This window comes from Cobetia sp. 1AS1, from assembly GCF_029846435.1.
Taxonomy (GTDB): Bacteria; Pseudomonadota; Gammaproteobacteria; order Pseudomonadales; family Halomonadaceae; genus Cobetia; species Cobetia amphilecti.
Map to the genome: position 1 here is coordinate 779,386 of NZ_JARWKU010000002.1, position 12,657 is coordinate 792,042.

Sequence of the window (12,657 nt, forward strand, 5' to 3'; positions counted from 1 at the left end):
GTTGCCAGCCTGGTTTCCCTCATTGCCAACCCGGTTTCCTTCATTGCCAACGTAATGTCTGCCAGGCGCGCTGTTGCGCCAGGCTGGCGAGGGTCGGGTCCGGGTGGACGGCGAAGGGGTGATCGACGAACTCCAGCAAGGCCAGATCATTGCGTGAATCCGAATAGCCCCAGCTGGGCACCCCGGCGCTGTGGCCTGCATGTTGCTGTTGCCATGCCTTGAGTGCCGCGAGCTTGCCCTCGCGGAAGGTGCGAATGCCACGGGCCCGGCCGTTGTAACAGCCTTGCTCGGTTTCAAGTGCCGTGGCCAGGGCCGCGTCCAGCGCCAGGCGCTCGGCGAGGGGGGCAACCAGATGCGCCGTCGAGGCCGAGATGATCACGACCTGATGATTCTGCGCGCGGTGCCAGTGGATTCGCTCCAGCCCCTCACGATACAGGCGCGGCATCAGCTCGGCATCGAGAAAGCGTGCCACCTCGGCATCGACCTCACTGACGGCGCGACCTGCCAGCGGGGCCAGCAGGTGGGTCAGGTGGGTCTCCATGTCGAGTTGACCGGCCGCGTAGTCCAGCATCTGTTGTGCCCAGATCGCGCGATATTCCTCGCCATCGGCGATCCAGCCCTTCGCGATCAACCAGTCGGTCCAAAGCCCTGTGGCATCGCCCTCGAGTAAGGTGTCGTCAAGATCGAAGATGGCAAGTCCTGTGATGTCATCCATGGGACACCTGCGACGTGGCGGCGGTCTCGTGCCCGCCCAGCGCCTGAACCTCATCCAGATCAGCATGCAGCATCACGCGCAGATGGCGCGGCAGTAGCTGCCGAGCGCTGCGATTGAGGACATCGACATTCAGGCGCAGTCCCTGACAGTCCACCTCGTAGCGCACGATATTGCCGAGCAGCTGGTGGCGGCGAATCACGCCCGGGCAGGCGGGGCCGGCATTGTCTGGCAAGGGTTGGGTCGGGAAGTTGGCATATTCATCCTGCTGCCCCTGGGGGCTGGTGTCCGGTTGCAGATACAGCGCTTCCGGGCGCAGTGCCACGCGCGGGCTGTCGCTTTCGTAGCCGAGCAGCGGGCGCGCCAACTCGCGACCGATCAGATTGTAATGCCCCATGAAGCCTGCCGCCGTGGCATCCACCGGCCGGGTATACAGCGACTCGGCATTGCCTTGTTGCAGGATGCGCCCCTGATGCATCAGGAAGATGCGGTCCGACAGCAGCAGTGCCTCTTCCTGATCGTGGGTCACGAACAGGGTGGTCAGGCCGAGGCTCTTCTGGATATCGCGGATCTGATCACGCAGATGGCGACGGATACGCGCATCGAGTGCCGACAGCGGCTCATCTAGCAACAGGATCTGCGGCTCGACCACCAGCGCACGTGCCAGCGCCACACGCTGACGCTGTCCGCCGGACAACTGGTGCGGGAAACGCTGCGCCTGATCGGTCAGCTCCACCAGTCTGAGCACCTCGTTGACACGCCGCTCGCGCTCTTCCGGGCGCACCTTCTTCATGCGCAACCCGAAGGCCACGTTGTCCGCCACGCGCATGTTGGGGAACAGCGCATAGTGCTGGAAGACCATGCCGATGCCGCGACGCTGCGGCGGCAGCGGCGTGATGTCGTGACCATCGACGATGATCTGGCCGGCATCGACCTCATTGAGCCCGGCAATGGCGCGCAGCAGGGTCGACTTGCCGCAGCCGGAGGGGCCGAGCAGGGTGATGAATTCACCGCGCGCGATCTCGGCCTCTATCTCGGCGAATACCTGGGTCTTGCCGAAGCTCTTGGCCAGGCCATTGAGCTTGAGATAGTGCTGGTCGGCGGCGCGTTCGCGCAGGGCGCTGGTCAGAAGGCCGCCGGCGCTCTGGCTATCGAATGTGGTGGCGGTGTCGATGGCAAGCATCAGCGGTCCCCTCGGGGTGCGGAGTCTGACGACTGGTGAGTGGTGTGACGCGGCTCGGGGTCGGCGCTCGGCACCGGGCCGGGCAAGCCGTCGGTCATGGCAGTGGCCATCGCCTCGTCGGGGTCATCCGCGGGCATCTCCTGCTCGGCGGGCTGACGATTGCCGAGCCAGGTCAGGATCAGGGTGAATACGAACAGGGTGATGACCAGGGCGCTAGTGAAGTGGCCGCTGGCGCCGCGGATATTGTTCAGATAGACCTGCAGGGTCTCGAAGCGTGTGCCGACCAGCATGTTGGCGAACACGAATTCGCCGGCCAGGAACGAGAAGGCCAGGAAGACGGCAATCTGGATGCCGACGCGGATATTGGGCAGCACGACCAGGAAGAACGCCTTGAGCGGACTTGCCCCCAGCAGTTGAGCGGCCTCCATCAGGGATGCCACGTCCAGCGCGCGCAGGCTGTTGGCCAGGGCGCGGTACATGAAGGGCAGCACGATGGTGAAGTAGGTGGGGATCAGGATCCACGGCGTGCCGACGATGGCCAGCGGGCCGCCTGCATAGAGCTGCAGCAGGCCGACCGATGACACGATGGGCGGCACGGCGAAGGGCAGCAGGATCAGCCCATTCATCACGCTATCCAGGCGCGGATAGCGTGTGTGGGCAAGAAACACCACCGGCACGATCAGCAGCAATGACAGTGCCAGCGCACCGACGGCGACCAGCAGCGAGCGCCCGAACGCCGCCAGAAAACGCGGTGTGGTCCAGAGTTCCAGAAACCATTTCACGGTCAGGGCATCGGGGGTCAGGCTGGCGCCCCAGCGTGTCGCCAGGGCGTAGAACAGCGTCGCGATCAGCGGCAGTGCCAGCAGCGCGAAGACACTGGTGACGATGAAGGTGTAGACATTCAGGCGGCGCAGGCGCGCCATTAGGCTGGGCAGCAAGGGCTTGCCGTGGCGATAGGGCAGTTCAGCGGGAAGTGACATGGTAGCTCCTGCGCATGAGCCATTGCTGAATCAGCGTGACGATGACGAGGATGACGACCAGCACCAGGGCCAGTGCACTGGCCAGTTCCGGCTGCAGGAACAGGTCCCCGGAGACCAGATTGGCGATGCGGATGGTCATCAGGTTGTAGCTGGTGTTCACCAGCGCATAGACGGTGGCGTAGGCGCCCATGGCATTGGCGAAGAGTACGGTGAGCGTGCCTGCCAGGGACGGCCACAGCACCGGCAGGCCGATGTGCTGCCAGTAGGCGAGGCGGTTGGCGCCCAGCAGGCTGGCGGCTTCACGCCATTCCGTCTTCAGGGTGCTGAAGGCGGGATATAGCAACAGGATGCCCAGCGGAATCTGGAACCAGGTGTAGATGACGATCAGGCCGGTGCGCGAGTAGAGATTGAAGTTCTCGAGCAGACCGATGCGCTCCAGCATCAGGGTCAGCATGCCGTTGGCGCCCATCAGGATGATGAAGGCGAAGGCCAGCGGGACACCGGCGAAGTTGCTGGTCATGTTGGTGAAGGCAATCATCATGCGCGTCAGGCGCGGACCACAGCGGTGCATGCTGTGACAGGTCACGGCGGCGATCGCCAGTCCCAGCACGCTGGACATGAAGGAGATCTCGAGGCTGCGCCAGATGGCCTGTCGGAAGAAGGCCGATGAGGCGATCTCGTGAAAGTTGGCCAGCCCCCAGCCCGTGGGGGTCTTGAAGGCGCTGATCATCACCCACACCAGCGGCGCGATCTGGAAGGCGCCGAAGATCAGCGCAAACGGCAGCAGCCACATGACGGGGCTGGTCAGGCGACGCTTCAATGCGGCAGACATCACTTGAGGCCTCGCGTGGCAGCATGACTCGCCAGCAGCGACGGATTGCTCGCCTTGCTGTGCTCAAGCCCCAGCAGTGTGGCCAGGGTGCCGCAGAGCTCGCGTTGCTTGAGATCCGTCGCGACGCCATTGGCGAAGGCGGTGCCGAAGGTCCACAGCGGCACGCGACGCTCCTCTTCCAGCAGGCCGGAATGTGAGCGGTCGGCATTCATGCCGTGATCGGCGGTCACCATCACCTGATAGCCGGCTTCCAGCCATGCCGGCAGGTAGTTGGCCAGGGCGACGTCGGCATGCCGTGCGGCGTTGCGATACTGCGGCGTGTCGCCGCCATGACGATGGCCGGCATCGTCGATGTTCATGCTATGCACCAGCAGGAAATCCGGGTCGTGACGCAGGCGCAGCATTTCGGCGTCACTGAACAGATGGTCATCCGGATAATGATCCTGCCAGTAGAAGATGCCCGCCTGGATGGCGGATTCCGGGTTGTCGAGCCAGCGATGGCGGGCCGGCACGAAGGGGGCCGCGACATAGAGTTCGCTGACCCAATGATAGGCGGCGGCAGCCGTGCGCTTGCCTTGCTGGCTGGCAAGGTCGAACAGACTGATACCGCGTGAGCGGCGTACGATACCGTTGTTGACGATACCTGAATCGACAGGCAGCTCGCCGGTCAGCAGGCATTCATAGAGCGGGCGCGACATGGCCGGCAGCTCGCAGTCCAGTGATTGATACTGGCCACGGCCGGCCTCGACCAGGGCACTCAGATAGCCCATGGCATGATGACCCACGGCGTGGTTGAGGCCGTCGAGCACGACAAGAATGACACGCTGAGACATGGTGACTCCGTGAAGCTCAAGACGGCACCGCAAAGGCGATGCCGTCTGTCAGGATGGTGCGCGCTCTGCTCGCGTGAAGCAGAGGCCGGGGATCACTGCTGGTGGATCAGTACCTGGGACTGCCACTGACGCGGCAGCTGCTTGGCACTGGCTTCCCAGCCCGCGAAGTCCTGGACCGGACGAGCATTGGCATACTGCTCGTTGGGCAGCAGCTTGGCGGCGATATCCTCGGGCAGGGTGAGGTGCTCGGCGCGGATCGGACGGGCATAGCCCTTGGCCAGATTCAACTGACCGGCGTCGGAGAGGATGTACTCACGGGCTAGCTTGGCGGCATTCGGGTGCGCGGCATGCTTGTTGATGATCGTGGCGTAGCCGGAGGTGACGGAGGCATCAGACGGGATGACGACCTCGAAGGTGTCGCGGTTGATCTGATCGCGATAGTTCAGGGCATTGAAGTCCCACAGCAGGGCGACTTCGACTTCGCCTTTCTCCAGGTTGGCGATGCTCGGCTCTGCCAGTGACAGACGGCCCTGGCGCGCCAGTTCCGCGAAGACTTCCAGGCCCGGTGTCAGGTCGGATTCCTTGCCGCCATTGGCGAAGGCAGCGGCCAGAATGGCGTTGTTGGCCTGGGAGGCCTTGCCCACGGCGCCGACGGACACCTTGTAGTCACCCTCGGCGAGATCGGCGAAGGAGGTCGGGCGCTCATCTTCACTGACCAGCGTCTTGTTGATCATGAAGGAAATGGTGCCGGTGTAGCCCAGTACCCAATGGCCATCCTTGTCTTTGGCCCACTCCGGGATCTGCTCCCAGGTCGTGGTCTTGTAGGCCTGGGTCACGCCTTGCTGCACCGCGATCGGGCCGAAGGCGAAGCCCACGTCACCGATATCGGCGGTGGCGTTCTCACCCTCGGCCTTGAACTTGGCGACTTCCTCGGCGGAGCTCATGTCGGTATCGCTATGCGCGATGGAATACTTCGACTCGAGGTCTGCCCAGGTGTCCTTCCAGTTGGCCCAGCTGTCCGGCATGCCGACGCTATCGACACGGCCTTCGGACTGAGCGGCCTCGAGAAGGTCAGCCGGCATGTCGGTGGCACTGACGGAGGCACTGCCCAACAGGGCGGCCATGCAGGTGGAAACCAGCAGGCCGGTGGAGCGGGATGAGGTAGTGGCAATCGACTTCAAGGAGATTTCCCCAGTAGGTGATGAACAATCGCTGCGCTGAAGGTAAGGCGTGACGGGCATCAGGTACCCTGTCGACACGCTGAGAGCACATCCGGGTGCTCAGGTCATTGCTCAGGCCAGTTCTCGGATCATTGATCAGACCAGTGCTCTGCCAAGTGCTCAGGCAAGTGCTGAGACAGCCGAGACTGTGTGGTCTAGTTCAGTTCGAAAGTCACGATCGACTCTAGCGCTTGCCTGTGACAGTTGCGTGTCGTCAACATGTCGTTGTCATGGCATGGGGTGGCGACTCTGCCTCTGCCTCCTTCATACCTCTCCGTGCCTTCTTCATGCCTTGCCGCGGGCCCCGGTCCTCGCTATCTTCCACAGCCATAAGCGTTCAAGGCAGGAGTTAGCACGTGATGGCTGGCCTGTCGTGGCAGCCAGTCCTGCGCTGTCACCGAGTTGTCACGCCAATGCCACTATTCTCCTCATGCGTGTCTCGACAAGCGTGTCCTGAAAAGTCGCACTGAGCTTTGCGGGTGCTCTGAACTAGACCACATAAATCGCTTCGCTCTGACCCTTTCCATCCTGGACGCCCTGGATGTCATGCAAGTGACTCGCCAGAAATTGCTGTCTTTCGTTATCTTTCAGGAACTTCGCATGCCTTCATCTTCGCTTGAGCCCCAGAGTGACGCCGCTTCATCGGCAACTCCTGATGCGGATGTCCCCGTGGCAGGGCTCAAGGGCAGGCTGCTGAACCATCTTGAGGCAGCGCCGCTACGCGCTTCACAGCGCCTGCCCTCCGAGCGCGAGATGATCGAACGCTTTGCCACGACGCGGGTCACGCTGCGCGACACCCTGCTGCAGCTGGAGGCGGAGGGGCGTATCTATCGCGAGAATCGGCGTGGCTGGTTCGTCTCGCCGCCACGACTGCGCTATGACTTGCTGGCGTGCCTGCCATTTCGCGACATGGTCGAGTCACAGCAGCGGGTGGCCAGCACCGAGGTACTGGCGGCAGGAGAAGTCGCTGCCAACGCGGTGATCGCGCGGCGGCTGGGGATTGCGGAGGGCTCAGTGGTCTATCGCATCACTCGCGTGCGGCGTATCGATGGGCGGCGCGTGCTGCATGTCTGCCATCACCTGCGACGTGACTGCTTCCCGGGCATCCTCGATTTCGACCTCGCGGCCCACTCCCTGACCGACCTCTACCGGCACGAATACGCCATTCGTGTCAGCCGCGTCAGCTTCGAGCTGGCCTCCACGGTGTTTGACGCTGAGGCCGCCGCCGCGCTGAACGCCGCGCAGGGCAGCCCCGCGCAGCGCATCACCCGCATCAACTTCGATCAGAATGGCCGCGCGGTGGACTGTGATGATGAACATTGGCGCCACGATGCCATCGAATTGACGTTGAGTGCCGCACCACAGGGCTAGCCGTCAAGTTCGCGGTAAAGCCTGAATGTCTGGCAGGCCGCTGGTGGCCCAGACAAAAACACCCGCCATGGCGAGAATCAGTCGCTGTGGCGGGTGTTTTGTCATCGCTGAGGGGGTATGTCTGTCAGGCCGATTTCATCAATGGTCACGAGATCTCAGTTCATGCGGCCGGTATGACGCTCGACGCTCTCTTGCGGGGAGTCTCCGGGATGTCGGTGAGCGAGATGCCACGGGTTTCCGGCAGTCGCAGGCCACCGAGCAGGGCCACGGCGGCGATCGCGATCAGGTACCAGGCCGGTGCCAGGTTGTTGCCGCTCAGGTCGATCAACCAGGTGGCGACCAGCGGGGCGGTGCCGCCGAAGATGGTGTAGGCGACATTGTAGCTGAGTGCCGAGGCGGTATAGCGCACGCGGGTCGGGAACTGCTCCGAGAGTAGTGCGGCCGTGACGACACCGCAGAGCACGGCACCGACTGCCATCAATGAAGCGCCCAGCATGGACGCCCACAAGGTGCCACTGGCGGCGAGCGAATAGGCGGGAAATACCGCGACGGCCAGACTGCCACACGCCGTAATGATGGTATTGCGTCGCCCGACAAGGTCCGAATACCGCCCGGCCAATGGGCACAGCAATGCGGCGACGATGAGGCCGCCCAGGCTTGCCAGCAATGCCGTCTGGCGCGTGGCGCCACCCGCCACCTGCATATAGGTCGCGAAATAGGTGCTGAACATGTAGAACGACAGCGCCGTGGCAGAGATGAAGGCCATCAGGCTTACGATGGTGCTGCCGTGGGTGGTCAGTGTTTCCTTGAGCGGGGCGCTGGTGGCATTGTGTTCCTGCTGAATCAGGCGGAACGCCGGTGAGTCATCCAGCTTGAGGCGCATGTACAGCCCGATCAGCCCCAAGGGGGCGGCGATCAGAAAGGGGACACGCCAGCCCCATGCCTGCATGGTGGCTTCCGATACCAGGCTGTTGAGGCCCAGACCGAGTGCTGCCGCTGTGGCGAAGGCGCTGAAGGTCGAGACGGGAATGAAGCTTCCGTACCAGCCACGCTTGTCGTCAGGGGCGTGCTCCATCACGAAGGCGCAGGCACCGGCGTATTCGCCGCCTGCCGAGAAGCCCTGAGCGCAGCGAGCCAGCGTCAACAGCAGCGGAGCCAGCATGCCGATGCTCTGATAGGTCGGCAACAGACCGATCAAGGCGGTGGCGCTGGCCATCATGATGATGGTGATGGCCAGGACATTCTTGCGCCCGATGCGGTCCCCCAGGGTGCCGAAGAAGATGCCGCCGAGGGGACGCAAGGCAAAGGATACCGCAAAGACGGCAAAGGTCTGGATCAGTGCCAGAGTCGGATCGCCCTGCGGGAAGAAGTGCTGCGAGATGATCACGGCCATGAAGCCGTAGATGGCGAAGTCGAACCATTCAATGAAATTGCCGATGGCAGAGGCTGCCAGCACGCGTCTCAGCGTGGCTGGCGAGATGCTGTCGGTCCCGCCTATCTTGTTGTTGTTCATGTCTTGCTCCGCATGAGAGGAATCGGGAAGAGGTGTGGCTTGAACAGCGCACAGCTCCCTGCCTCATCCTGCGGCACGCGGTATAGGGCGATCACACTCAATACGACATCAGTAATGTCCGATGCGACATGACCGACGCCGTCAATATGCTGTGGCGCCTTGGCATTCAGCATGTCTGGTGCAGGAATCCCGCCTCAGGCTGTTGCTGACATGACAGAAAACAAGCTGATCAAAAGGTAAGGGCGCCAGACAGATTTCAGCGCATCAGCAGGCTTTCATCGACTTCGCGGAAGTAATGGGCGCTTTTCATCAGGGCGAGGGCGGTGAGGGCTTCGACGCCATAGACGCGGGTGGTGATGGCGTGGCGGGTGGCGACATGATCCAGCAGCAGGGCGAAGTCGCCATCGCCGGAGGCGAGAATGATCTCATCGACCTCGGGGGCGGCTTCCATCACGTCGATGGTGATGCCGACATCCCAGTCGCCCTTGGCCGAGCCGTCGCCGCGCTGGATGAAGGGCTTGAGTTTGACCGTGAAGCCTATCTCGCGCAGGCGCTGCTGGAATTGCTGCTGCTTGGGGTCGCCACGGTCGATCGCGTAGGCGTAGGCATGCTGGATCGAGCCGAGGCGCTCTAGCTCTGCCCACAGGCGACGATAATCGAACTGCCGGCCGAAGGTATCGCGGGTGGTGTAGTAGATGTTCTGCACATCAATGAAGACGGCCAGGCGCGCTCGTGCCCCATCCGCGTCGCGAGTGCCATGCACGCTGTGCTGGCGGGAGTCGAGGGAGCTGTCGCGCGAAGTAGAGGCTGGCATGGGCGTCGCCGTGGCGGGAGGAGCAAGGGCAGGCAAGAGGCGATTTTCCTCTCCCCATAAAGAAGCCGGCCGCTACCTGATGATGCAGGGCAGCGGCTGGAGGTCTAGCGATGAACAGCGCTCTCACCGGTCAGTGACTCGATTGCAGACGCCAGTTGAGTGAGGCGAGCAGCGCGTTTGGGCACCAAGGCTTGATGGGCAAGCCTCAGCTCTTGGCAGCAGGGTTTGACGGCTTGGTCGGCTTGACGCCAATGACCTGGCCGCTGACACCGGATTCAATCACATCCACCTTGCCACCACGGTCCAGGAAGGCCTGCATCTGAGCTTCAAGCGAGGCTGAGGTTTCGACAGCAGCCGGTGCTTTTTTCTTTGCAGCAGTACGAGTATTCGCCATGCGGGACTCCGTTCCAAGACGTGAGGGGTGAAGGTGCATGATAACACAGTGGCAACTTTGCTGCTTGATGGCGTCAATTTGGAATCAGAAGCGTGATGTTTTGCGTCGCTTTTCCTTGTGTCTGCAAGCCTCGCGTAGCGTGGTGGCTCGCTGTTGCGATCTGACCAACACAGTGATGCAGGGCAGCCAAGCCATTGAAAAGTCGGGCTGTCGGCAAGAGGTCAGTAGGCATGATCGCGATTGCCGCATGGCATGCGAATCCTTTTACGGGCGCTGAATCATCTTTGATGGTCAGGCTGCCCGTCGCTCAGCCAAGCAAGGAGAGACTCCATGACAAGCCCTTCCAACGGTGATTTTAACGGCCAGACACGCGCTTATGCGGTGGCATCCGAAACGGCAGACCTAGCGCCTTGGAACTTCGAGCGTCGCCAGCCGCGCCCGGATGACGTAGCCATCGAGATTCTCTACTGCGGTGTCTGTCACTCGGATCTGCACGTCGGGCGCAATGACTGGGGCTTTTCTCAGTACCCGCTGGTGCCGGGGCACGAGATCGTGGGTCGGGTGACCCAGGTGGGCAATGACGTCAGTCAGTACAAGGTGGGCGACATGGTCGGCGTCGGGTGCATGGTGGATTCCTGCCGTGAATGCAGCGCCTGTCAGAAGGGGCTCGAGCAATACTGCCTCGACGGCATGACAATGACCTACGGCAGCCCGGACCGTCACGATGGCAGCCTCACCCAGGGCGGCTATTCCGACAAGATCGTCGTCAGCGAGCGCTTCGTGGTCTCCATCCCTGACAAGCTCGACCCGGCTGTGGCCGCGCCGCTGCTGTGTGCGGGTGTCACGACCTATTCGCCGCTGCGTCACTATGGCGTGAAGTCCGGTGACAAGGTCGGAGTGATCGGCATGGGCGGCCTGGGTCACATGGGCATCAAGTTTGCCAAGGCGATGGGCTGTGAAGTGACGCTCTTCACCCGCAGCGAGAGCAAGGTCGAGGAAGCGCGCGAGAATGGTGTCGATCATGTGATCGTCTCGACTGATGACGAGCAGATGGCAGGTGCCACCGAGACCTTCGACTTCCTGCTCGACACGGTGCCGGTGCCGCATGATCTCAACCCTTACCTCAATACCCTGAAGTACGACGGTACGCATATCCTCGTCGGCCTGGTGCAGGAAGTGGACCCCGCGCTGCAGGGTGGCAATCTGGTCATGAAGCGCCGTGTACTGGCGGGCTCGTTGATCGGTGGCATGCCGGAGACCCAGGAAGTGCTCGACTACTGCGCCGAGCACGACATTGGCTGCGATATCGAGATGATCGACATCGACACCATCAATGATGCCTGGAAGCGCATGCAGGAAGGCAAGGTCAAGTATCGTTTCGTGATTGACATGCAGAGCCTCAAGAACGCCCAATAAGCGCTGGCGCTGCTGCCGACGAGGCAGTCTGTCAGTGAATGCTGAAACCCCCGCCAATGACACATTGGCGGGGGTTTTGTCGTAAGGTATGTCACAAAATTGCTACAGGGTGATTCCCGATGTATCGCAAAACGCGTATAAGAACGCGATGAAAACGCCAAAGAGAATCCAGCCGCTCATAGATGACGGTCTGGTCGATGAAGTGCTCCGCCCCTTGATGAGTGGCAAGGAAGCCTCGGTTTACGTCGTGCGCTGCGGAGAAGAGATTCGCTGTGCCAAGGTCTACAAGGATGCTGCCCAGCGCAGCTTCAAGCAGGCTGTGCTGTATCAGGAAGGCCGCAAGGTGCGTAACAGTCGCCGTCAACGGGCGATGGAGAAGGGCTCCGGCTTCGGACGCAACCAGCAGGAGGCCGCCTGGCAGAATGCCGAGGTCGATGCGCTGTATCGTCTGGCCGATGCCGGTGTGCGCGTGCCGCAGCCGTTCGGCTGCTTCGATGGCGTGCTGCTGATGGAGCTGGTCACCGATGATGACGGCAATGTGGCACCGCGCCTGAATGATGTCTCGATGTCCGCCGAGCAGGCGCGGGAAGACCATGCGCTGATGATGCAGTACATCGTGCGCATGCTGCATGCCGGCCTGGTACATGGCGACCTGTCCGAGTTCAACGTGCTGGTCGATGACTATGGCCCGGTGATCATTGATCTGCCGCAGGCGGTCGATGCCGCGGCCAACAACAATGCCAAGGGCATGTTGGCGCGTGATGTCGCCAATATCACCGCCTACTACGCGATGTTCGCGCCTGAACTGGCACAGACACGCTACGCCGACGAGATCTGGGCATTGTTCGAGGCCGGCGACATGGACCCGGATGTCGAGCTGACGGGCCTTTATGAGGACGACGCCGAAGCGCCGGACGTGGATGCGCTGCTCGAGAACATCATGGCGGCCATGGAAGAAGAGCAGGAGCGCAAGGCGCGCCAGAAGAGTGCCGAAGAGGGCGATGATGACTAGCAGGAACCTTTAGCTGCTAACTGTTAGCCACTAGCCGTTTGCCAGGACTCGGGCTCCCGCCGGAAGCGCTGAGGAGGGGCTCGCCAGTGGCAAGCGAGTGATGCCCTGTCACGCACGCTGCCGTGTCGATGGCCTGATCTTCCCACGAGTGCCTGGGGGAGATCAGGCCATTTCTGTTGGGGACTTGTCTCAGCCGAAGGTAAAGCAGAGAGGCGAAAGGGGAAGAGGAAAGGGTAGAGGAAGGGATAGAGAGGCAAGGCAGCCCGCGGCAGGATGCTCAGCGGAGATGTCACGCGACTGCAATAAAATGATGCTCATATATGCCTATGCGTATTTATCTACATGCCTGTCATCGAGATACGTATTCAGCATGCCGA

At 62.0% G+C, this 12,657-nt stretch carries 12 protein-coding genes; 3 read left to right on the forward strand and 9 right to left on the reverse strand.

Annotated elements, in window-relative coordinates:
• Positions 1-40: 40 nt before the first annotated feature.
• The 6 genes from QD280_RS07065 to QD280_RS07090 form a co-directional block, all read right to left on the reverse strand.
• Positions 41-715 carry an HAD-IB family hydrolase gene (locus QD280_RS07065; protein ID WP_279838771.1) on the reverse strand — a complete coding sequence of 225 codons (675 nt, stop codon included), beginning with the start codon at positions 713-715 and terminating at the stop codon, positions 41-43.
• Positions 708-1,895, reverse strand: coding sequence for an ABC transporter ATP-binding protein (locus QD280_RS07070; protein ID WP_279838772.1), 1,188 nt, complete (start codon positions 1,893-1,895; stop codon positions 708-710). The genes QD280_RS07065 and QD280_RS07070 overlap by 8 nt, the downstream gene beginning before the upstream one ends.
• Complete coding sequence (locus QD280_RS07075; protein WP_279838773.1) at positions 1,895-2,875, reverse strand: ABC transporter permease; 981 nt, start codon at positions 2,873-2,875, stop codon at positions 1,895-1,897. Before QD280_RS07075 ends, QD280_RS07070 begins: the two co-directional genes overlap by 1 nt.
• Positions 2,859-3,707 carry an ABC transporter permease subunit gene (locus tag QD280_RS07080; protein WP_192839217.1) on the reverse strand — a complete coding sequence of 283 codons (849 nt, stop codon included), beginning with the start codon at positions 3,705-3,707 and terminating at the stop codon, positions 2,859-2,861. The genes QD280_RS07075 and QD280_RS07080 overlap by 17 nt, the downstream gene beginning before the upstream one ends.
• The gene (locus QD280_RS07085) at positions 3,707-4,540 is read right to left on the reverse strand and encodes an alkaline phosphatase family protein (RefSeq protein ID WP_279838774.1); all 834 of its coding nucleotides are present in this window, start codon (positions 4,538-4,540) and stop codon (positions 3,707-3,709) included. Before QD280_RS07085 ends, QD280_RS07080 begins: the two co-directional genes overlap by 1 nt.
• Before the next feature lie 92 nt (positions 4,541-4,632).
• Complete coding sequence (locus tag QD280_RS07090) at positions 4,633-5,721, reverse strand: extracellular solute-binding protein (RefSeq protein WP_279838775.1); 1,089 nt, start codon at positions 5,719-5,721, stop codon at positions 4,633-4,635.
• Positions 5,722-6,360: 639 nt separating this feature from the next.
• On the opposite strand from QD280_RS07090, the gene QD280_RS07095 reads away from it, so the two are divergent.
• The gene (locus QD280_RS07095) at positions 6,361-7,131 is read left to right on the forward strand and encodes a UTRA domain-containing protein (RefSeq protein WP_279838776.1); all 771 of its coding nucleotides are present in this window, start codon (positions 6,361-6,363) and stop codon (positions 7,129-7,131) included.
• 160 nt (positions 7,132-7,291) lie between these two features.
• Here the strand turns inward: QD280_RS07095 and QD280_RS07100 are convergent, their stop codons facing one another.
• The 3 genes from QD280_RS07100 to QD280_RS07110 all read right to left on the reverse strand — a co-directional run bounded on the left by QD280_RS07100 (position 7,292) and on the right by QD280_RS07110 (position 9,852).
• Positions 7,292-8,644 carry an MFS transporter gene (locus QD280_RS07100; RefSeq protein WP_279838777.1) on the reverse strand — a complete coding sequence of 451 codons (1,353 nt, stop codon included), beginning with the start codon at positions 8,642-8,644 and terminating at the stop codon, positions 7,292-7,294.
• Positions 8,645-8,900: 256 nt separating this feature from the next.
• Positions 8,901-9,458 carry an NYN domain-containing protein gene (locus QD280_RS07105; protein ID WP_279838778.1) on the reverse strand — a complete coding sequence of 186 codons (558 nt, stop codon included), beginning with the start codon at positions 9,456-9,458 and terminating at the stop codon, positions 8,901-8,903.
• Positions 9,459-9,663: 205 nt separating this feature from the next.
• Positions 9,664-9,852 carry a hypothetical protein gene (locus tag QD280_RS07110; protein WP_084589604.1) on the reverse strand — a complete coding sequence of 63 codons (189 nt, stop codon included), beginning with the start codon at positions 9,850-9,852 and terminating at the stop codon, positions 9,664-9,666.
• A 330-nt stretch (positions 9,853-10,182) separates the two neighbouring features.
• Here QD280_RS07110 and QD280_RS07115 point away from each other — a divergent pair, with 330 nt between their 5' ends.
• The gene (locus QD280_RS07115; RefSeq protein ID WP_279838779.1) at positions 10,183-11,268 is read left to right on the forward strand and encodes an NAD(P)-dependent alcohol dehydrogenase; all 1,086 of its coding nucleotides are present in this window, start codon (positions 10,183-10,185) and stop codon (positions 11,266-11,268) included.
• Positions 11,269-11,416: 148 nt separating this feature from the next.
• The gene (locus tag QD280_RS07120) at positions 11,417-12,280 is read left to right on the forward strand and encodes a PA4780 family RIO1-like protein kinase (RefSeq protein WP_279833235.1); all 864 of its coding nucleotides are present in this window, start codon (positions 11,417-11,419) and stop codon (positions 12,278-12,280) included.
• Positions 12,281-12,657: the final 377 nt, after the last annotated feature.

Bases quoted from the DNA above. Each gene is read 5' to 3' on its own strand.
- QD280_RS07065 (WP_279838771.1), bottom strand. From the start codon at position 715: ATGGATGACATCACAGGACTTGCCATCTTCGATCTTGACGACACCTTA.
- QD280_RS07070 (WP_279838772.1), bottom strand. From the start codon at position 1,895: ATGCTTGCCATCGACACCGCCACCACATTCGATAGCCAGAGCGCCGGC.
- QD280_RS07075 (WP_279838773.1), bottom strand. From the start codon at position 2,875: ATGTCACTTCCCGCTGAACTGCCCTATCGCCACGGCAAGCCCTTGCTG.
- QD280_RS07080 (WP_192839217.1), bottom strand. From the start codon at position 3,707: ATGTCTGCCGCATTGAAGCGTCGCCTGACCAGCCCCGTCATGTGGCTG.
- QD280_RS07085 (WP_279838774.1), bottom strand. From the start codon at position 4,540: ATGTCTCAGCGTGTCATTCTTGTCGTGCTCGACGGCCTCAACCACGCC.
- QD280_RS07095 (WP_279838776.1), top strand. From the start codon at position 6,361: ATGCCTTCATCTTCGCTTGAGCCCCAGAGTGACGCCGCTTCATCGGCA.
- QD280_RS07100 (WP_279838777.1), bottom strand. From the start codon at position 8,644: ATGAACAACAACAAGATAGGCGGGACCGACAGCATCTCGCCAGCCACG.
- QD280_RS07105 (WP_279838778.1), bottom strand. From the start codon at position 9,458: ATGCCAGCCTCTACTTCGCGCGACAGCTCCCTCGACTCCCGCCAGCAC.
- QD280_RS07110 (WP_084589604.1), bottom strand. From the start codon at position 9,852: ATGGCGAATACTCGTACTGCTGCAAAGAAAAAAGCACCGGCTGCTGTC.
- QD280_RS07115 (WP_279838779.1), top strand. From the start codon at position 10,183: ATGACAAGCCCTTCCAACGGTGATTTTAACGGCCAGACACGCGCTTAT.
- QD280_RS07120 (WP_279833235.1), top strand. From the start codon at position 11,417: ATGAAAACGCCAAAGAGAATCCAGCCGCTCATAGATGACGGTCTGGTC.